The organism is Vreelandella piezotolerans, from assembly GCF_012427705.1.
In the GTDB taxonomy this organism is placed as follows: Bacteria; Pseudomonadota; Gammaproteobacteria; order Pseudomonadales; family Halomonadaceae; genus Vreelandella; species Vreelandella piezotolerans.
In genome coordinates this window covers 1,891,834-1,911,307 of record NZ_CP048602.1, presented here as the reverse complement: position 1 = coordinate 1,911,307, position 19,474 = coordinate 1,891,834, and the positions used below count along the sequence as shown (strand labels likewise).

General features: G+C 55.6%; 19 protein-coding genes. 14 read left to right on the top strand and 5 right to left on the bottom strand.

The genetic code is table 11. The features are described from left to right. Positions 1-4: 4 nt before the first annotated feature. From tamB to GYM47_RS08745, 3 genes are all read left to right on the top strand, one after another. Positions 5-4,048, top strand: coding sequence for an autotransporter assembly complex protein TamB (gene tamB, locus GYM47_RS08755; RefSeq protein ID WP_231125612.1), 4,044 nt, complete (start codon positions 5-7; stop codon positions 4,046-4,048). Between the two features lie 10 nt (positions 4,049-4,058). After that, complete coding sequence (gene msrA / locus GYM47_RS08750) at positions 4,059-4,676, top strand: peptide-methionine (S)-S-oxide reductase MsrA (RefSeq protein ID WP_139527580.1); 618 nt, start codon at positions 4,059-4,061, stop codon at positions 4,674-4,676. Positions 4,677-4,762: 86 nt separating this feature from the next. Continuing rightward, a complete protein-coding gene (locus tag GYM47_RS08745; RefSeq protein ID WP_231125611.1) occupies positions 4,763-5,206 on the top strand; it encodes a c-type cytochrome in 444 nt (147 codons plus the stop codon). A gap of 60 nt (positions 5,207-5,266) precedes the next feature. Here the strand turns inward: GYM47_RS08745 and can are convergent, their stop codons facing one another. After that, entirely contained in the window at positions 5,267-5,914 is a 648-nt protein-coding gene (can, locus tag GYM47_RS08740) for a carbonate dehydratase (RefSeq protein WP_139527584.1), read from the bottom strand. A 170-nt stretch (positions 5,915-6,084) separates the two neighbouring features. On the opposite strand from can, the gene gorA reads away from it, so the two are divergent. The 4 genes from gorA (at position 6,085) to GYM47_RS08720 (ending at position 10,111) form a co-directional block, all read left to right on the top strand. Further along, the gene (gene gorA / locus GYM47_RS08735) at positions 6,085-7,467 is read left to right on the top strand and encodes a glutathione-disulfide reductase (RefSeq protein ID WP_139527586.1); all 1,383 of its coding nucleotides are present in this window, start codon (positions 6,085-6,087) and stop codon (positions 7,465-7,467) included. A 226-nt stretch (positions 7,468-7,693) separates the two neighbouring features. Continuing rightward, positions 7,694-8,272 (top strand): diaminobutyrate acetyltransferase, encoded by a 579-nt coding sequence (gene ectA, locus GYM47_RS08730; protein ID WP_139527588.1) that lies wholly within the window; start codon positions 7,694-7,696, stop codon positions 8,270-8,272. A gap of 87 nt (positions 8,273-8,359) precedes the next feature. Then, positions 8,360-9,628, top strand: a complete 1,269-nt coding sequence (ectB, locus tag GYM47_RS08725; protein ID WP_139527590.1) for a diaminobutyrate--2-oxoglutarate transaminase — start codon at positions 8,360-8,362, stop codon at positions 9,626-9,628. Positions 9,629-9,718: 90 nt separating this feature from the next. After that, entirely contained in the window at positions 9,719-10,111 is a 393-nt protein-coding gene (locus GYM47_RS08720; protein WP_139527592.1) for an ectoine synthase, read from the top strand. A 67-nt stretch (positions 10,112-10,178) separates the two neighbouring features. Here the strand turns inward: GYM47_RS08720 and GYM47_RS08715 are convergent, their stop codons facing one another. Then, positions 10,179-10,727 (bottom strand): DUF3833 domain-containing protein, encoded by a 549-nt coding sequence (locus tag GYM47_RS08715; protein ID WP_139527594.1) that lies wholly within the window; start codon positions 10,725-10,727, stop codon positions 10,179-10,181. A 232-nt stretch (positions 10,728-10,959) separates the two neighbouring features. Here GYM47_RS08715 and GYM47_RS08710 point away from each other — a divergent pair, with 232 nt between their 5' ends. Genes GYM47_RS08710 through yidD form a run of 6 tightly spaced genes read left to right on the top strand, consistent with a single transcriptional unit; the run spans position 10,960 to position 15,636 of the window. Next, on the top strand, positions 10,960-11,796 hold the full coding sequence (locus GYM47_RS08710; RefSeq protein WP_139527596.1) for an ATP-dependent zinc protease family protein: 837 nt from the start codon (positions 10,960-10,962) through the stop codon (positions 11,794-11,796). Between the two features lie 38 nt (positions 11,797-11,834). Further along, positions 11,835-13,358 (top strand): inactive transglutaminase family protein, encoded by a 1,524-nt coding sequence (locus tag GYM47_RS08705; RefSeq protein WP_139527598.1) that lies wholly within the window; start codon positions 11,835-11,837, stop codon positions 13,356-13,358. After that, complete coding sequence (locus GYM47_RS08700; RefSeq protein ID WP_153843335.1) at positions 13,355-14,353, top strand: alpha-L-glutamate ligase-like protein; 999 nt, start codon at positions 13,355-13,357, stop codon at positions 14,351-14,353. Before GYM47_RS08705 ends, GYM47_RS08700 begins: the two co-directional genes overlap by 4 nt. Positions 14,354-14,384: 31 nt before the next feature. Next, a complete protein-coding gene (locus tag GYM47_RS08695) occupies positions 14,385-14,834 on the top strand; it encodes a transcriptional repressor (RefSeq protein WP_139527601.1) in 450 nt (149 codons plus the stop codon). After that, on the top strand, positions 14,834-15,307 hold the full coding sequence (gene hisI / locus GYM47_RS08690; protein ID WP_153843334.1) for a phosphoribosyl-AMP cyclohydrolase: 474 nt from the start codon (positions 14,834-14,836) through the stop codon (positions 15,305-15,307). Before GYM47_RS08695 ends, hisI begins: the two co-directional genes overlap by 1 nt. Positions 15,308-15,324: 17 nt before the next feature. Then, positions 15,325-15,636: a membrane protein insertion efficiency factor YidD gene (yidD, locus tag GYM47_RS08685; RefSeq protein ID WP_196781586.1), complete on the top strand. Its 312-nt coding sequence runs from the start codon at positions 15,325-15,327 to the stop codon at positions 15,634-15,636. 18 nt (positions 15,637-15,654) lie between these two features. Here the strand turns inward: yidD and GYM47_RS08680 are convergent, their stop codons facing one another. Both GYM47_RS08680 and GYM47_RS08675 read right to left on the bottom strand, forming a co-directional pair. Further along, positions 15,655-16,068, bottom strand: coding sequence for a SufE family protein (locus tag GYM47_RS08680; RefSeq protein WP_153843332.1), 414 nt, complete (start codon positions 16,066-16,068; stop codon positions 15,655-15,657). A 38-nt stretch (positions 16,069-16,106) separates the two neighbouring features. Then, positions 16,107-17,318, bottom strand: coding sequence for a tyrosine-type recombinase/integrase (locus tag GYM47_RS08675; protein WP_231125610.1), 1,212 nt, complete (start codon positions 17,316-17,318; stop codon positions 16,107-16,109). Positions 17,319-17,526: 208 nt separating this feature from the next. On the opposite strand from GYM47_RS08675, the gene GYM47_RS08670 reads away from it, so the two are divergent. Next, positions 17,527-18,570 carry a DNA-binding protein gene (locus GYM47_RS08670; RefSeq protein ID WP_153843331.1) on the top strand — a complete coding sequence of 348 codons (1,044 nt, stop codon included), beginning with the start codon at positions 17,527-17,529 and terminating at the stop codon, positions 18,568-18,570. A 98-nt stretch (positions 18,571-18,668) separates the two neighbouring features. Here GYM47_RS08670 and nfuA read toward each other — a convergent pair whose 3' ends face one another. Then, a complete protein-coding gene (nfuA, locus tag GYM47_RS08665; RefSeq protein ID WP_139527610.1) occupies positions 18,669-19,274 on the bottom strand; it encodes a Fe-S biogenesis protein NfuA in 606 nt (201 codons plus the stop codon). Positions 19,275-19,474 lie beyond the last annotated feature (200 nt).

Genomic DNA, 19,474 nt, shown 5'->3' with positions numbered 1-19,474 from the left:
CGCCTTGACTCAGGTCGATAAACCAACAGCCCCACAGCGTCAGCCGCTCTCGGCCAAACGCCGCCTCTGGTTAGCCCTATGGAGCTTGCTGCGTCTGCTCATCGTCTTCCCGCTATGGGTGCTGGGCATAATCATCGTTATGCTCGGCGTTGCCTTGTCGCCTTGGGGGACGGAGCAGCTGTTCTCGCAGGGCGAACAGCGCGGTTTCTTTACCTATGAACAACAAGAGGGCGCGCTTCTCGATCGTTTTCGTCTTCAAGGCTTTCAGATGGCCGTTGCAGGCACTCGGATCGAGATTGATGATGTCGAGCTTGCGTGGGCAGAAGACTGTTTACTCTCCGGTAAGCTTTGCCTGGAGTCACTGCGGATAGAACAGGCTGACATTCGTCTCTCCAGCGGGTCAGGGGCGGAAGAGCCGCCTCAAGAAGAACCGGGGCCTTTAAATATAACGCTGCCGTTTCCCATTGAGCTGCGCGACATCGCACTGAATGACGTGCGGCTTACCTTGGGCGATGGTACTCGTATCGAATGGACAGCATTTACCACCTCGATCTCTGCTGAAGGGCAGCAGGTCACCATTGCACCCACGACGCTCGAATCGCCGTCGATCTACTTGCCGCCATCTCCAGGTGTACTGCTGACGCAAGACACCAACACAGCATTGAGCGCAACTGCCATTGACGCTGCCGTGCAGGCCACTCGCCCCGTCGAAGCTGACGATGGAGCGCCGTCACTTGCGCTGAGCGATCGGGAGCGCCTGTCGCTACCCGAATTCACCATGCCAATCGACGTCGAGTTGGCCTCCTTGCTCGTCACGGATGTCGATATTTCAGGTGCCTTCGAGTACCAGGTCGAGCGACTGTTGTTAGAAGCGCAGGCACGGGAAAGCCGTATCACGCTCAGTACATTGGAGCTTGCCACCCCAGATGCCGATGCCAGTTTAACGGCTGACATCAGCTTGAGCGGTGATTATCCCCTGGATGCGGCGCTTCGCGCAGAGCTATGGTTGCCCGACATTTTTCCCGCGCTAAGGGGAGAGCAGGTAGCCCTCGATCTCTCCGGTAGCCTTGCCGACTTGACGGCTGATCTAAGGTTATCCGGTCAGGTGGGAGCTACGTTGACGGCTCAAGTCGATGCGCTTGCGCCCACGCTGCCTTTCGAGGCACGTCTCGAAAGTGATCGCTTGCAGTGGCCGTTGAGCGACCCTTCCAGCGAAGGTGCAGGCAGCGAAGAGACCGATAGTGGCAATGAAAGCCAAAGCGCCCCCTATATACTGGAGAACCTCGATCTCGCTGTCAGTGGAAGCCTAGCGTCGTATCGAGTGAACTTGGCCACGGTGGCGCAAGGCCCTCAAGTTCCAACGACCGCCATCGAATTGGAGGGTGAAGGGGATTTGTCCTCTTTCCGCTGGCTCCCGCTCGCGATCACCGTCGATGAGAGCGTTGTGAGCAGTGAAGGCGAAGTGAACTGGTCCGAGGCCATCGCCGTGGACGCACAGGTACGTTTGGATGCGTTGGATCCTTCACTCTTCGTCCCCCAGTTGGAAGGCAATCTCAGCGGCAGCATCGTGGCGAGTGTCCGCCAGCGGGGAGCGCGCTGGGACGTCAGCGTGCCTGAACTCGATATTCAGGGGCGATTGCAGGAGTATCCTCTCACTCTTCAAGCAGAACTCGCCGCCAACAGTGATCTAGAAGTCGATATCCAAACGCTGCTATTCACCCAAGGCAATAATCGCCTGACCGCGTCTGGTCAAATGAGCCAAGAGGCAATGTCCCTAGAGGCCAATATCGCGCTCAACCAATTGCAAAGCCTCCATCCTGATCTAGCCGGGGAGCTGACCGGCGACATTCAGGCACAAGGCAGCTTTACGCAGCCTAACATCGTAGCGAATGTGAACGGCCGCAATCTGCGTTTTGCCGAGAACCGCTTAGCGGTGCTTTCGCTATCTGGAAGAGTGGAAGGTCTGGATGATCCTGACCTACGCATCGACCTGGATGCCCAAGGCGTCAACGCAGCAGGTCAATCATTGGCCTCTGTCGCGTTGGTTCTGACCGGCCGACTCTCAGAGCATGCCCTACGCCTTGATGCCACCGGCGACACCAACAATGTTCTAAGCCGCGCGAACGTGGCGCTTAATGGCCGTTTCAACCAACAAGCTCAGCGTTATCAAGCCCGGCTGACACCTCTGGAAGTCGATTCGGAGGCTGGGGACATCCGACTGGAAGAGCCTCTGGACATTACTTACAACCTGGCCAATGGGCAGGCCAACCTCAGCCCGTTTTGTCTGCGTCGCTTGCAGGGAGGGCTAGTGTGCTCTGAAGAGCCAATAACGGCCTCTGCTGACCAAGGGCGCGCCGTGCTGAGCGTGCGCGAGGTGCCTATGGAAATGTTGGAGCCGTTCCTGCCAGAGGAGTGGAGCTTCCAGGGGGACACCACGGCCGATCTAGTCGCTAGTTGGCGTCAGGGCGGCGCACAGTGGCAAGCCAATCTTCAATTATTGAGTGAGTTGGCCATCACTGCGGTTAACGATTATGGCCAGCCCGTCGAGCTACCGGTGATCGATCTCGATACACGAATCGAAGCCAATCAAGCGCAAGCGCAGGCAGACGTGCTGTTATCCCTCTCCGAAGCGGGAGAATTGACGCTCAACTTGGCGGTTAACGACCCTCTAGGTCAGGGTGCCCTAGACGGTCAGCTGCGCGCCAATAACGTCACTCTAGCGCCGTATCGCCCCATGGTAGTGGGTATGGACGAGTTAGAAGGCGGCCTGAATGGCACCGTTACCATTGGCGGCTCGACTAGCCAGCCGGACTTACAGGGTGAGCTTGCTCTGCGTCGTTTAAAAGTGAGCGGGCCAGACATTCCCATTGCGATCGTGGATGGTGAACTAGCCGTTGCCTTCGATGGTGAAGAGGGGGAAATCGATGGATTCATTGCCGCAGAACGCGGACGCCTTAACATCAGTGGTAACGCCTATTGGCCCACCGGTGACGCCTGGCGAATCGGGGTCGATCTCAATGCAACACAAGAACCCTTGCTCGTCGTTCTCCCGCAGTTTGGCCGCTTGGAGGCAGCGCCGGACATTCGCATACGCGTCACTCCTGAGCGTCTTCAAGTTCGTGGTAACGTGGACCTCCCCTGGGCGCGTCTGGAGGTCGGTGATTTACCAGCGTCAGCAACATCACCTAGCCCCGATGAGATCATCATCACCGAGCGAGATGACCGCGAGGCCGAGCGCCAAGCACGTCTGGCCGCAGAAGCAGGCAACGACCCCAGCGCGGCCGACGAGTTAGCATCCACCGGCATGGTGCTTGACGTTCTGATCACGCTCAATCTTGGCCGGGATATGCAGATTTCAGCTTACGGGCTGGAATCAGGGCTGAGCGGCAGTCTCGAAGTTCGCCAAGACAGCGGCGCGCTGCAGCTATTTGGCGATGTCAATCTCGTCGATGGCCGTTTCCAAGCCTTTGGCCAGGATCTGTTGATTCGTCGTGGTCAGCTTATTTTCAGTGGGCCACCTGGACTTCCGGTATTGGACTTCGAAGCCATTCGAAACCCTGAAGTCACCGAAGATGACGTGATTGCTGGCTTGCGGGTCACCGGCAACGCAGAGCAGCCGAACGTCATGATCTTCTCCGAACCTGCGATGGACGAAACGCGCTCCCTTTCGTACCTGCTGCGCGGCCGGGCACCGGATGCGTCGGGTGGCGGGATCGACAGCGCGTTGACCACGGCGCTGATCGGAATGTCATTAGGACGGACGGGCGGCGCCGTGGGCTCGATTGGGGAAGCATTCGGTATCGACGATCTTACGCTGGATACCACCGGTGCCGGTGATGATAGCCAGGTCGCCGTGAGCGGTCAGCTCACTGATGACTTACGCATTAGCTACGGTGTAGGTATTTTCTCTCCCATCGCGGAACTTACGTTACGCTACACGCTTTGGCGGAACCTGTATGTTCAAGCAGTGTCTGGAGCTAACCAGGCAGTGGACCTGATCTATAGATTCACCCGTTCGGGCGATCCTTATATTTATCCCCAGCAATAGAGAGGGTGTTATGACGCTATTGACGAAAAAAAGCGCACCAGAAGGGCGCCACACACCTATCGAGACAAGCGACCTTCATACCATTACCGGACACTCGATCCATCCTCCTTATCCGGAAGGACATGAAGAGATCGTGTTCGGTATGGGTTGCTTTTGGGGAGTTGAGCGCCTTTTTTGGCAGCAGCCGGGGGTATATGTCACGGCGGCTGGCTATGCCGGTGGCACGACGCCCAACCCGACCTACAAAGAAACCTGCACTGGCCTGACCGGCCACACCGAAGTCGTCCGGGTCATTTTTGATCCCAAACAGGTCCCTCTAGAGACTCTGCTGCAAATTTTCTGGGAGCAGCACGACCCAACGCAAGGTAATCGCCAGGGTAACGATATCGGCAGCCAGTACCGTTCAGCCATCTTTACCACCACGGACGCGCAGCTGGCGGTCGCTCGGCAGAGTGCCGAAGCCTTTCAGCAGGCCCTTACACAAGCCGGTAAAGGCACTATCACCACAGAAATCAGACCGCTGGACGTTTTCTATTATGCCGAGGCGTATCATCAGCAGTACCTCGATAAAAATCCGGGGGGATACTGCGGCTTGAAAGGCACAGGCGTCACCTGCGCCATAGGGTAAAGGACATCATTATGCAGCATCGATCTTCAAGGGGGCGAAGAGCCCCCCAGTGGGCATGCGTCATGACGCTACTAGGGCTTTTTGCCATGAGTGCAAAGGCTGAGCAGTCTCTCCCTGCAATGCCGCAGACGGCAGAAGATACGCCGTTTGCGAGCGAACGTGAGGCGGTCATTTGGCGCCAAGACGAACTCAAAGACCTGGAGCGTCTGCTCCGGCAGCTTCGCTTCGACTTGGTCAACAATCAGGATGCTCGTGGAGCAGCCCCGCGACTGGCAGAGTTGCAAGAGAAAGCGACCCAAGCCCATTTTTTGCCAGCCTTTATTGCAGGAACCGATGGACGTGGCTCTGACGCCAAGCCAGACATCTGGGAAGAGTGGGAAGATTTTGCTGCCGGGTTCACCGACCTGGAAGAGAAAGTGAGCGTTTTGGTAGAAGCGGCAGAACGGGAAGATTACCGAGCAGCGACGCGCGCGTTTTCCGATGTTGGACTGAGCTGTCGTAGCTGCCACCGAGCTTACCGCTACGACTGACGGCAACGGATCGTGGCGATGGTGGAGCTGTTGCATTAGGGACCGAGAGGAAAATCGCCATCAGTCGCTAGGCTGAACACGGTCGATGCGATACAGCGTTTCGACTTGATCGAGGCCACTGACCGTACAGTTCAAGTCTTTGACGCGGCCGTCGCTCAAGCCGTATACCCAGCCGTGTACCGAGATCGACTGGCCGCGTTGCCAAGCTCGCTGCAAGATTTTCGTCCGGCATAGGCTACTGACCTGGGCGTTGACGTTTAGCTCACACATGCGGTCGATCTGCTCCTCTAACGGCAGATGCTCCAGGGTATCACGATGGCGTGTGTACTGTTCGCGGACCGAGTGTAGCCAGTAGTCCACCACCCCGCATTCTCCGCCGGTCACGGCTGCTTTGATGCCGCCACACCCGTAGTGGCCCACGATCATGATATGGCGCACGTTGAGCACATCGACTGCGTACTGGACCACCGAGAGCGCGTTCATATCGGTATGGTGAAGCAGGTTGGCGACGTTACGGTGAACGAACACTTCGCCAGGCGGCAGAGCAATGATCTGGTTGGCCGGTACGCGACTATCCGAGCAGCCGATCCATAAATAGTCTGGGGATTGTTGGTTCTCCAACCGTTTGAAAAAGTCCGGATCCTCTTTGCGCATGCGCTCAGCCCATGTGCGGTTGTTCTCTAGCAGCGTTGCAATTCGATGAGGCATCCAATCTCCAGGCGGCATTGTTAGTTGAGTTTATTCGGGGGCCAACGGCGTTGTTAACAAACTGTTGTTAACAAACTAAGGAAGGCGTTTTTAACCTCCCTTGCCCGCAAGGTCAATCTTATTAGCTCTTACCCAACCGTGGTAAGTTCGGCAGAGGACAGGAGATAACCATGTCAGCAGAGGCTGCATATGACTTCGATTTATTCGTGATTGGCGCAGGCTCCGGCGGCGTTCGCGCGGCACGTATGGCGGCGGCGGCTGGAGCTCGCGTGGCGATTGCAGAAGATCGTTACTTAGGAGGCACCTGTGTGAACGTGGGCTGCGTGCCCAAGAAGCTCTATTCATATGCGGCACACTTTCATGACAGTTTTGATGACGCAGCGGGGTTTGGCTGGCAGCTGCCATCCCCTGCAACCTTTGATTGGCCGACTCTGAGAGACAACAAAACCAGCGAGATCAAACGACTCAACGGTATCTATCAGCGCATGTTGGAGGGAGCAGGGGTGACGCTCTTCAACGCGCGCGCCCGGGTGACCGATCCGCATACGGTTACTTTGTCCAATGCCGAGGGCGACGTCAGCATCAGTGCCGACAAGATTTTGCTGGCCACCGGCGGCTGGCCTTGGGTGCCTGAGTTCCCTGGCAGCGACCTTGCCTTGACCTCCAACCAGATATTCGACCTGGAAACCTTCCCCGAGCGTTTTTTGGTGCTGGGGGGCGGCTATATCGCCGTTGAGTTTGCGAGCATTTTTAACGGTTTAGGTAGTGAGACGCACCTGATTTATCGAGGCGATCTTTTTTTGAAAGGCTTCGATCAGGAAGTACGAGAATTCACCCGAGACGAGATGGCTAAGAAAGGTGTGAAATTACATTTTGCTGCCAACATTGCTCGTATCGAACAGTCGAACGGCGCGCTGCAAGTGGCACTCACCACGGGTGAAACGCTGGAAGTAGATGCCGTTTTGGCGGCCACTGGCCGCCAAGCCAACGTGACCGGTCTGGGCGTCGAGTCGTTGGGTATCGCATTAAATGGTGATGGCAAACTGCCGGTCAATGAGCGTTATGAAACCACGGTGCCTTCGATTCTCGCCTTGGGAGATCTGATCGAGGGGCCTGAATTGACGCCGGTAGCGCTGGCAGAAGCCATGCAATTAGTAGACATTCACTTCCACCAAAAAGCGCCAAGGCCGTTGAATTACGACACCATCCCCACCGCCGTTTTTTGCCATCCTAACATTGGCACGGTGGGACTTTCGGAAGAGGCTGCAAGGGAAAAATTCGATAAAATCCGCGTCTACCGTACCGATTTTAGAGCCATGAAGCATACGCTTTCCGGAAGTCAGGAACGCATGCTGATGAAACTTATCGTCGATGACGCCAGCGACGTAGTCGTAGGTGCCCATATGGTGGGCGAGGAGGCCGGTGAATTGATTCAAGGTATCGCCATCGCGGTACGCGCTGGGCTGACCAAAGAAGATTTTGACCTTACCGTTGGCATCCATCCCACCGGAGCAGAGGAGTTCGTGACCATGCGCACTCCCTCCCGTTATTGAACGGCCTTTTGCTTATGCAAGGCGAGCATCGGCTCGCCTTTTTTGTCTCGCGTAGCGGTCAGCCTGATCTAAACTCATTGAGTGATCTCGCCAAGAGCAGGCGTGGGAGTCGGCCTGTTTGATAACCACAATTTATGGAAAGTAGGGAGATGAATAATATGGCTTTTGAATTGCTCATAATCAGCTGTTATAATGAAACTCAAATTCGCTACAGCGAAGCATAACCATGAGTACGCCCATCAAGCCGTTTACACCCTCTGCCGAGCTGGCTCGACCTACCGTTGCAGACGCCGTGGTAGGCCATGCAGAAATGCCACTGTTTATTCGTAAGCCTAATGCCGACGACGGTTGGGGCATTTACGAATTGATCAAAGCGTGTCCACCGCTCGACGTGAACTCAGCCTATGCGTACCTGTTGCTGGCGACCCAGTTCCGAGATACCTGCGCCGTTGCCACCAATGAAGAGGGCGAAGTCGTGGGATTCGTTTCGGGTTATGTCAAAGACAACGCGCCAGATACCTATTTCTTATGGCAAGTAGCGGTGGGTGAGAAAGCGCGTGGAACGGGGTTAGCACGCCGTTTGGTAGAAGCCATCATGTCGCGCCCCGAACTGGATGATGTCCACCACCTCGAAACCACCATCACACCTGATAACCAGGCTTCTTGGGGGCTGTTTCGACGCTTGGCAGCGCGCTGGCAGGCTCCCCTCAATAGCCGGGAATACTTCTCCACTGAGCAGTTAGGTGGAGAGCACGACCCGGAAAACCTCGTCCGCATCGGGCCGTTTCAGACGAACCATATTTGATCTGTCGTCTTGAGCGAGCGTTTTCCCGCTCGTGTTGACCTAGCTGCTTTTCTCGCTTGGCTCACAACACTGATAAGGAGGTCGCAAATGCAGACCCAGACACTCGAACGCATGGAATCCAACGTTCGTACCTACTCACGTTCGTTTCCCGTTGTCTTCACGAAGGCACAGAATGCACGTTTGACCGACGAAAATGGCCGAGAGTACATCGACTTTCTGGCCGGTGCCGGCACGCTGAACTACGGCCACAACAATCCGCACCTAAAAGAAGCCATGATTGACTACCTGTCCAGTGACGGTGTGGTTCACGGCTTGGATATGTGGACCAGTGCCAAACGCGATTATCTGGAAACATTGGAGAACGTGATCCTCAAGCCCCGCGGGCTCGATTACAAAGTGCATCTGCCAGGTCCGACGGGCACGAACGCCGTTGAGGCAGCCATCCGCTTGGCGCGTGTTGCTAAAGGTCGCCATAACATTGTGACCTTCACCAACGGCTTCCACGGCGTGACCATGGGCGCACTGGCTACCACCGGCAACCGCAAGTTCCGTGAAGCTACCGGGGGGATTCCCACCCAAGGTGCCAGCTTCCTGCCGTTCGATGGCTACATGGGCGAGCACGCGGACACATTGGACTATTTTGAGAAACTGCTGAATGACAAGTCAGGCGGTTTAGACATTCCTGCAGGTGTCATCGTCGAAACCGTGCAAGGCGAGGGCGGCATCAACGTTGCGGGTCTGGATTGGCTCAAGCGCTTGGAGGGCATTTGCCACGCCCACGATATTCTATTGATCGTCGATGACATCCAGGCAGGGTGTGGCCGTACGGGTAAATTCTTCAGCTTCGAGCATGCAGGTATCACGCCGGATATCGTAACCAATTCGAAATCGCTGTCGGGCTTTGGACTGCCATTTGCTCATGTGTTGATGCGTCCTGAACTGGATAAGTGGAAGCCCGGTCAGTACAACGGAACTTTCCGCGGCTTTAACCTAGCCATGGTGACGGCGACTGCAGCGCTGAAAAAATATTGGTCGAACGATACCTTCGAGCGTGACGTGCAGCGTAAGGCGCGTATCGTTGAAGAGCGTTTTCAGAAGCTAGCGGCACTGCTGACTGAAAACGGCATGCCGGCAACTGAGCGCGGTCGCGGTTTGATGCGCGGTATCGATGTCGTGTCGGGTGATATCGCCGATAAGATTACCAGCAAGGCCTTCGAACATGGCCTGATCATTGAAACCAGCGGTCAAGACGGGGAAGTCGTGAAGTGCCTATGTCCGCTCACCATTACCGACGCAGACTTGTTGGAAGCACTGGATATTCTGGAAACGTCAGTTAAGACTGTCATTAGCGCGTAGTTGAGCGTTAGTCTAACCGTCCTAACGCCATTACGTCCTTGAATAGGAACGGGCAGCCTGTACGGGCTGCCATGCAACGGAGCACGTTATATGATCGTTCGTAATATTGAAGAAGCTCGTCAAACGGACCGCCTAGTCACCGCGGAAAACGGCAACTGGGATAGCACCCGTCTCGTGCTGGCCAACGATGGCGGAAACTTCTCGTTCCACATCACGCGTATTTTCGAAGGCACCGAGACGCATATTCACTACAAGCATCATTACGAGTCCGTTTACTGCATCGAAGGGGAAGGCGAGGTAGAAACCCTGGCGGATGGCAAAATTTGGCCCATCAAACCAGGCGATATCTATATACTGGATCAGCACGATGAACACCTGCTGCGTGCCCATAAGACGATGCATCTGGCCTGTGTTTTCACGCCGCCGATCACTGGCAACGAAGTTCATCGTGAAGATGGCTCTTACGCGCCTGCTGATGAATAAACTCTTGCTTTGATGTCGCTAGTGAAAGCAGCTTGGCGTGCCGCCAAGCTGCTTTTTTAATGGCTGCCTAGCGGTCGACTTGTTCGAATACGAGCGTTATTTCTCCCAGTGTCAGGCCAAATTTGCGCATGGCGGTGCGGTTAATGAGTCGCCCGTCGGGCTGAAGGTACATCCAGTCATCCATGGTGAAACTGAGCGTACGTCCTCCCACGTCGATGTCGAGTGGGTAGCGCATGTGAAACGCGTGGCCATATTGCCGGGCATCGACTTGGCCCTCGACGTCATTGGCGGTACCAATCCAGCGGTGCTCGTCGACACGCTCGAATTCCCAAACGCGCTGGTCGGTTTCACCATCGGAAAATACGAAGGCTTCATCTAGCGTTAGCGTGTCGCCCTCGAAAGTACCCGTGATATCGACTGTAAAACGCCGCTGTACTTCACCTGAGTAGTCTTGCACCATTCCCCAAGCGCGAGTTTGGCCCGTAAAGTACTCCGCAATGTCTAAGCGGGGGGCGGTATCAGCATACTCCTCGATGTTGACGCTGGTACAGCCAGTAAGCAGCACAACACTAGATACGAGCAAGAAGGCACGCAGGCGCTTTCGTGAGAGTTTCATTGAGGAAATCCTTGATATCAATGTCGAAGTGTATAGTTATTGTAGGAGAAAATATGGCGGTTCAATAGATGCCGTTAGCGCGTTGCCATGCTAGACGTTATCCTCAGTTCGCATAATATATATTATGTTAAATCGGATGAAATGGTCTGATGAAAAACCGCTACCATGTTGGACAAGCGGACTGCCTTCTCCTTATCATTCGTGCTCTTACTGTCCAAGGATATCCCTCGTTATGCGCTCAGGTGTTTTATGGCTAATGGCCGGTTTGTCAATGTCGTTTGCAGGCTGCGCAGTGACACAGCCAGAGTCGAATGAACCGCCGCCGTTGAGCGAGGCCTCGTTCAATAACCGCATCCTTGAACTTGAAGCGTCCCTTTCACAACGTTGTGAAGCGACGACGCAATTGCATGAACAGCAAAGTAGTCAGCAGCAGGTGCTAACGGCCGACGTTCGCGAGGTAGGCAGCTTGTTGCGGCTAATGCGCCAAGATATTGCGAGCTTGGAAGCACGCGGTGAAGAGCCCGTCATCATACGTGAAGAGTGCAGTGTCACAGAGCCTGCAGACAACAAAACGCTGCTGGGACGCAGCGAATGGGTGGGATTACCCAGCATTGGTACTTATCTGAAGGCTCGGGTGGACTCAGGGGCCAACACGTCTTCCCTGTCTGCCGCTGACATCACGCGTTTTGAGCGTGACGGTGAAGACTGGGTGCGTTTCAAGTTAGCGCTCAATGATGACGACGTCGTCGTCGATCAAGTGCGCGATGAGTGGATCGAGGCGCCTATCGAGCGACGCGTCAAAATCGTGCAGGCTTCTGGCGAAGAGTCCCGTCCTGTCATTTCTCTACTCATGACATTGGGCCCCATCCGCGAAAATGTCGAATTCACCTTGAACGACCGTACGCATTTGGATTACCCGGTGCTACTGGGTCGTCGCTTCATGATGGATATTGCCACGATCGATGTGGCCGAAACGTATCTGCATGACCGCCCGGAATTTCCAGGTGGTGAGCCCTCTGAAGAAGCGGCTGACGATGAAGCGGCCGATCAAGACGATACCGAAGAGTAATACCACTCCCCTGCCGCTTTACGCTGAAAGGAATCACCATGTCCCGGTTGCCGTTTTATTTTATCGTTGGGTTACTACTGCTGGTCGGGATCGTCGCCAGCGTGCATCGCCATTTACAGTTCGAGATTCCCTGGTTTCCAGGAGAACAGCGCCAAGTGTGGGAAATTGAAGCAGTCATTAACTTCAACGCACAAAATGGTCCAGTGCAGGTCGATTTGGCGTTGCCATCTCACCAGGCCGGGTTTCGCGTACTGACTGAAAACACCGCCTCATCCGGTTATGGGCTTGCCTATCAGGCGGATGAGCTGGGTCGGCAAGCCCAGTGGACCATCCGTGAGGCAGCAGGCAGCCAGCAACTTTATTACTCCGTGCAGATGCTGGTATCCCCTGATTCGCGTGCGCCCGTACAAACGCCGCCCGGCATTCCAGCCGTCACTCCCTGGGAAAGCCCCTACGACACGGCGGCCAACCAGCTAATCGAGCGCGCCTGGGGGCGTAGCGCCAATAACGCCACGTTCGCTCGTGAACTTATCTTGGATATCAATGGCGAGCGACAAGGTGAAAACGCCCGCTTGCTGCTAACTCAGATGCAGCCTTCCGCGCTGATCGTTCGCCTTTTGAATCAGGCAGGCGTGCAGGCAAGAGAAGTCAGCGGTTTGCTCCTCGAGGACGGTCGCCGCCGCCAAACGCTGAGTAGTTGGATTCAAGTGTTCGACCAAACCGCCGAAGAGTGGGCGCTGTTCAACCCTGCCACTGGCGAGCAGGGACAGCCTGATAACCTGCTGCTGTGGGAAACCGGTGGTCGTGCCGTACTCGAAGTGCAAGGTGGCACTAACTCTCGCGTATCGTTCTCGATGTTGACCCATTATCAGCCAGCATCCGCGGCGGTCCGTAACCACTACTCGGACGATACGCTGCTGAATTTCTCGATTCACAGCCTACCATTAGAAGAGCAAGCGCTGTTCCAAACGATCCTTTTGATACCGATTGGCGCGCTGGTCGTGGTGTTCCTACGTGTGCTGGTGGGCGTAAAGACATCGGGCACGTTCATGCCGGTACTGATTGCGCTGGCCTTCATTCAAACGACGCTACTGACCGGTTTGATTGGGTTCTTGCTGATCGTCGCCGTTGGCTTGATCATCCGTAACTACCTTTCTTACTTGAATTTGCTGTTGGTGGCGAGGGTGTCGGCGGTCATCATTACGGTCATCGCGATCATCTCGATCTTCACTGTGCTGGCCTACCGTATGGGTTTGAGTGCCGGATTGACGGTCACGTTCTTCCCGATGATCATCCTAGCGTGGACCATCGAGCGGATGTCGATCCTTTGGGAGGAGGAAGGCCCCAAGCAGGTACTAATCCAGGGCGGTGGTAGCCTGCTGACCGCCGTGTTGGCTTTCCTGGCCATGAACAACCCGTGGGTGCGCCATATTACGTTCAACTTCCTGGGCGTGCAGCTCATCTTGATGGCATTCATTTTGCTGCTGGGTAATTACACCGGCTATCGCCTGCTGGAGTTGCGCCGTTTCAAACCCATCACCGAAGACGAGAAGCCGTCATGAGTTGGCTGAAAAACTGGACGTGGCCTACCCGTCTTCGGGATAAAGGCATCGTGGGTATGAACCGGCGTAACATTCGTTACATAGGGCGGTATAACGCACGTCGGCTCTATCCGCTGGTAGATGATAAGTTAAAGACGAAACTGCTGGCTCAGCAGTACGGCATTACCACCCCTGAGCTGATTGGCACGGTCACGACACAGTTTGGTGTTCAACACATTAGCGAAATGCTAGAGGGCCATGCGGGATTCGTGATCAAGCCTGCCAAAGGGAGCGGTGGCAAAGGTATTTTGGTCATCGAGAAAGTAGAGAATGGTTTGTTCTACAAACCCAGCGGTGCGAGCCTAACGATCAGCGATATCGAACGTCACGTCTCCAACCTCCTCTCGGGGTTGTATTCGCTTGGTGGTTCACCCGACGTGGCCGTGATCGAAACGCTGATCAATTTCGAAGAGAGCTTATTGGAGTATACCTACGAAGGCGTTCCCGATATTCGCGTCATCGTCTTCAAGGGTTACCCAGTCATGGCGATGATGCGCCTCTCCACCGCCGCCTCCGATGGTAAAGCGAATCTTCACCAAGGCGCCGTCGGCGTGGGGTTGAACATTGCCACCGGGGCAGCGCTGCGTGGCGTGCAGTTCGACCGTCCTTGTTACAGCCATCCCGATACGGGGCACGACTTGGCCAGTCTGGTCGTACCCCAGTGGGAAACACTGCTGCACCTAGCGGCGGGCTGCTACGAGATGACCGGCCTTGGCTACCTGGGGACCGATATGGTGTTGGATCGTCAACACGGACCAATGCTGCTGGAGCTCAATGCCCGACCCGGCTTGGCGATTCAGATGACCAACGGCGAAGGCTTGCGCCGTCGCTTGGATCTCATCGAGCGTCAACCCGACAACGTCCCGGTGGCCAAGCGTGTCGCGTTTGCCCAGCACCACTTTGCGCGCAAGAGCGAGCTGGTCGATACCCCTGACACACCTTCGGCAACGGCGTAGACTGCTTGTCTAATGCCCAACGAGTGATCCAATGACAGAAGCCAATACGCTATTGCAGCAAGCAGAATCTCAGTGCCACACCCGCGGTGTTCGGTTCACCCCGATACGCCGCAGGGTGCTTGAGCTCATCGCAGAGCATGGCGGAGGGCTGAAAGCGTATGACCTGCTGGACCAGCTTTCTACGGAGCACGCCGCCGCTCGCCCGCCCACCGTCTACCGCGCCCTGGAATTTCTTATCGAGCAGGGGTTGGTGCACCGTATCGAATCGCAGAATGCGTATGTCGCCTGCGCCTGCCCTGAGCATACCCACGGCTTCCAGCTGCTCATCTGCCGTCAATGTGGTTACGTCGAAGAACTACACTTGGATGAAATCAGCGATCAGCTTGCGGCCCTGGCAAAGCGTCAAGGCTTCAACGTCGAGCGTCAAACCATCGAGCTTCAGGGTTTGTGCCAAGCGTGCCGAACAGCGAGTAATGCCTAATGTCTCAACTTGACTCAATGACTCCCAAGCAATTTTTCAAGGCGCTAGAGTCCGCCTCGCCCACCGATAGCTTGCCCCCATTGGCCACGCTGTTAGATGCTGTCCAATTCAACGAAGATGGTCTAATCCCCGCCATCGCCCAGCAGCACGATACTAAAGAGGTGCTGATGATGGCATGGATGAACCGCGAAGCCCTGGAGGAGACGTTGACCACGCAGCGAGTATGCTACTACTCGCGCTCACGCCAGAAGCTTTGGCGCAAAGGCGAAACCTCGGGCCAACAACAGCGCCTTATTAACGCGGCGCTGGACTGTGACGGCGATACGCTGCTCGTACAGGTTGATCAAACGGGGCCTGCCTGTCACACTGGACGTCGCAGCTGCTTCTATGTCTCGTTAGGGGCAGACGGCGCAAAGATCACCAGCGAGCCGATGATCGATCCGGCAATGCTTTACGGTAAAAAAACACCGTGAAAAACGTATGGCGGCTCCTGCAGCGAGGCTGTCATAGATTACTGACCGTCATATTGGTGGGCTGCATACGCATCTACCAATACACTCTCAGCCCATTATTGGGCCCGCGGTGCCGCTTTTGGCCAAGCTGCTCTGCCTACGCCATCGAAGCGCTCCAGGTGCATGGTCCGATCAAAGGAGGCTGGATGGCCGCCAAGCGCATCGTAAAATGCCACCCTGGCCATCCAGGGGGCATGGATCCGGTACCCGGCGGACGCAGCGAAGCGTTATGCCGTGATGATCAGGAGCAAACGTCAAAGCGCTGCTGCTCGACCTGCGGCCATCACTAATCGCGTGCTCTTCGTTTATCACTGCTTGGCTACTTGATAAATACGCTCTAGCATCGCGTGTAAGCCATTACTGCGCGTTGGCGAAAGATGTTTATCAAGCCCCAAGTCTTTCAAGAAATGCGGCTCGGTCTGACTGATCTCTTCTGGCGTACGCTCGCTATAGATGCGTAGCAGCACGGCGATCAGTCCAGAGACGATGGCCGCATCCGAGGTCGCTTTAAACACGAGCTTGTCACCCGCCTTTTCATGGCACATCCATACATTGGATTGACAGCCCTGAATTTTGAACTCGTCGGTTCGCCGCTCTTCGGGAAAGTCAGGAAGCTGCTTGCCCATATCGATGATGTATTGATAGCGGTCCATCCAGTTATCGAACATCTCGAACTCTTCCACCAGCTCCTGCTGGGCTAGCTCTGCGCCTGAAGTCGCCATGGCGTATCCTTTGGGTTGATGAGTCTTTGTCGCCGCTATTATAACGGTTCAGCCCATTCTTTTGGGGGCGTTTTCAAGCGGTGTCGCTGCTGCTCGTGATGCCACTCGTCGGCTTCGGTGTGCAAATAGCGTCGGGTGGTATCCAGCTTTGCGTGGCGGGCGCTTTCCGCCAAGTAGCGTAAGCTTACGCCTGATTGCGCTTGGTGGGTAATCGCCGTATGCCGCAGCCAGTGAGGCGTTGCTCGCCGGAGCGCCTCGACATAAGCAGGCTTGCCGCCCTTCTCTTCGAGTGCGTCAGCAGCGTTGGCCAACGTCTCTTTGATCAATCGGTAAAGCTGGTTGTCGCTTATACCTCTGCGTTTATCCAGTGCGCGAATCACCGGAGTTGGCTCGTGATAGCTTGGCAACGATACGAGACCTAGCGCTTCTCGCCAGGCTTGCAGGCTCTCGAGCATGTCTACGGGCACGGGTATGCGGGCTTGCTTACTGCCCTTCCCTATCACGCGCCACCACCAGCGACCTTCGACTTCGTGAAAGTCACTCATTTGAGCATTGGCCATCTCGCTAACGCGTGGCGCTAGTAGGTAGGCAAAGCTAAAGATAAACCGTCTTCGGGCGCCCTCATAAACGAGCCGAGCGTCGTTGCTATGGCTCGGCTGGTTCAGCCACTGCCATAACCAAGCCCATAGCGGCTGCTCCAGATAGCGCTCTATGCGCTGCCCCTGATTGTTCATTCGCCGCGCTTTGTCGCGCATCAGCGCAAAGGGGTTGTGCCCTACCCAGCCGGCCTCCACCAGCCAGGTAAACAAGCCCTGCAGAATGATCAAGGTCTGCCGACGACTCGTGGGAGAAAGACCGTTTCTAAACGGCCGCCACTCAGGATGCTCTCGGGGTTTTGAAGGCCCCACCCATACTGCCCGGGGCTGCGGGTTCTCTAGGAAAGCTTCGAACTGGCGCAGTAATTCACGATTCATATCGGGCAGCCCTTTGTCCTGGCTGGCTAGCCAAAGCAGCAGTCGTTCGGCTTCTCGCCGGTAGCTTTTGAGTGTTTGTGGGCTGTCTCGATACTCCGTTAACCACAGCAGCACGGCCTGGTGGTCGTTGTCCGCTTCGATTCGTGAACGCAGATGAGGAGACAGCGCTCGTTGGCTCGCTGGCCAGTGACTCCCCTCCCTCTTATCGCTGATGCCAGTCTCCGCACCAATGGGTGCGTGTTCGTCTAGGCTAAATCGAGTCATTGAAGGGGGCATGCTGGCTCCTTGCTAGCCGTGGTCTATATCGCTGTGAGCAGTGTGGCGTTACAGCGTTATAAATTCAAGATAATGAGCGTAATCTTGAATTTTATTATTATTAGATAAATAATATTACGTTTTATGTTTTACGTAATAATTGTTTTTTTCTCACAAAGACAGGACAATGCCCCTCAAGTAACGCCACTCAACGCATGAGGAGGACGCCATGGCGCGCAACGGAGTTCAGTACAGTGACGTTCAGCAAGCAATCGACACGCTGCTTGCTCAAGGGGACTCCCCCAGCGTGCAGCGTATCCGCGAAGTGCTTGGCACCGGCAGTTTTACCACCATCAGCGAACACTTCCGGCAATGGCGCACCGAGCGTGAGCAAAATCGCGATGTACCGCCTCCCAAAGGGGTACCAGAAGTCGTCGTCAATGTAGCCAGTGAGCTATGGCGGGAAGCGCAAGAGTCGGCCTACCAAGCCCTAGTGCACTACCGAGAAGAGGCCAATCGTCAGGTGGAGGGCGCGCAGCAAGAAGCGGCCGAAGCACGTCAACAGGCTGCCAATGCCGAACAGCGTGAGAGCGCCCTGGCCGAGCACCTTCGCCACATAGAACTACGCCTGGAGGTGCTTCAGCGTGACCTGGGCGAAAGCCAGACCCATGAACGTCACTGGCAGCAGCAGGCAGAGAAAGCCGCTGAAGAAGTTAGCCACTATCGAGGGCAATTCGAGCAAGCCCAGCAAACTCTCAAAGCGGATCAGCAGCGTTTTAGTGAGCAACAGGCCGCGCAGCAAACTGCCTGGGAGCAGCGCTTGGCCCAAGAGGAACAGCGCAATGAGGCGTCAGAAGGCAAATTGATGGCGTTATTGGACACGCTGCGTCAAGAGCGGGCACAAGAAGAGAAAGTGCTGCAAAAGCGTCTACAGCAGCGGGAAGAGCGAGCAGAAGCGCTATCCAAAGAGGTTCGGCAGGTGACCGATGAACTACATCGCTATCAGCAGGAAAGCGCCTCTCAGCAGCAGCGCTTGGCAGAGCTCAAGCGCCACAATGCCGAGCTACAAACGCAGCGCAGCGAACTGCAGGTAGCGCTGGACAGGGCGAATCAGGCATTAGAGGCACAGCAACAGCAAGCACGCGATAGCGATCAGTGGCAAGAACAGCTATGGCAGCGTATGGCGTCCTTGCAAGCTCAGTTGGCGGCACTACCAGAAGCACTCACGCCGCCTGCCAGTGACCCGGCCCAACCAAAAAAGCCACCCCAATAGCGGGATGGCTATTCGCTATCAAGAGCAACGTTTAGCGCTGGCAGGTTAGTAAACCTAGCTCATGCGACCACGCTCTTTTTGGCATCTGCCGGGTACGCTCAGCGGTAGTAGGCGTTCGTGGTATCGGTGTGATCGGTCACGTCACGGATACCTGCCAGTTCGGGAATACGCTCCATCAGGGTCTTCTCGACACCGTCCTTGAGCGTAAGATCCACCGCGGCACACCCTTGGCACCCCCCGCCAAAGGCCAAGATGGCCACTTTGTCGTCGGTCAGTTCGACGAGTTTGATTTCACCGCCATGAGCCGCCAGTCCAGGATTGATTTCGCTGTAGAGCGTGTAATTGATGCGATCTTCGAGCGGACTGTCGGCATTGACCTTGGGCATTTTGGCATTGGGGGCCTTGATGGTCAGTTGACCACCCATGCGGTCGGCGTTGAAATCGACCACCGCTTCTTCCAAAAAGGCAAGGCTGTTTTTGTCGAGAAAAACGTTGATTTTCTCGAGCTCGAGTTTGACGTCAGTGGGCTCTTCTTCACCAGGACGGCAGTACGCCAAGCAAGTTTCTGCGTAGGGAGTGCCGGGTTGAGTGATGAAAATGCGGACGGCTATTCCCTCGACGTTCTGTTTTTCGAGCAGTTCGGCGAGATATGTTTGTGCGCTGTCGGTAATGTCGATACCAGGCGCTTCGATAGTCGTGGTCATATGGGACACTGTCCTCCCGTGGTAGTGGCAACGCCACATCACATGTCATTTGCCACTATGGTAAGCAAAACCGCCTGCCGACACAATCCCGAGTATTTTAGTCGGCTATTGCGGTGTGCATGAGAAAGCTTAATAGAGAGACTGCAATAACTTCACGCCCACGTTTGCTGCCCTACAGGGTGCCCTTTGGTATGATAAGC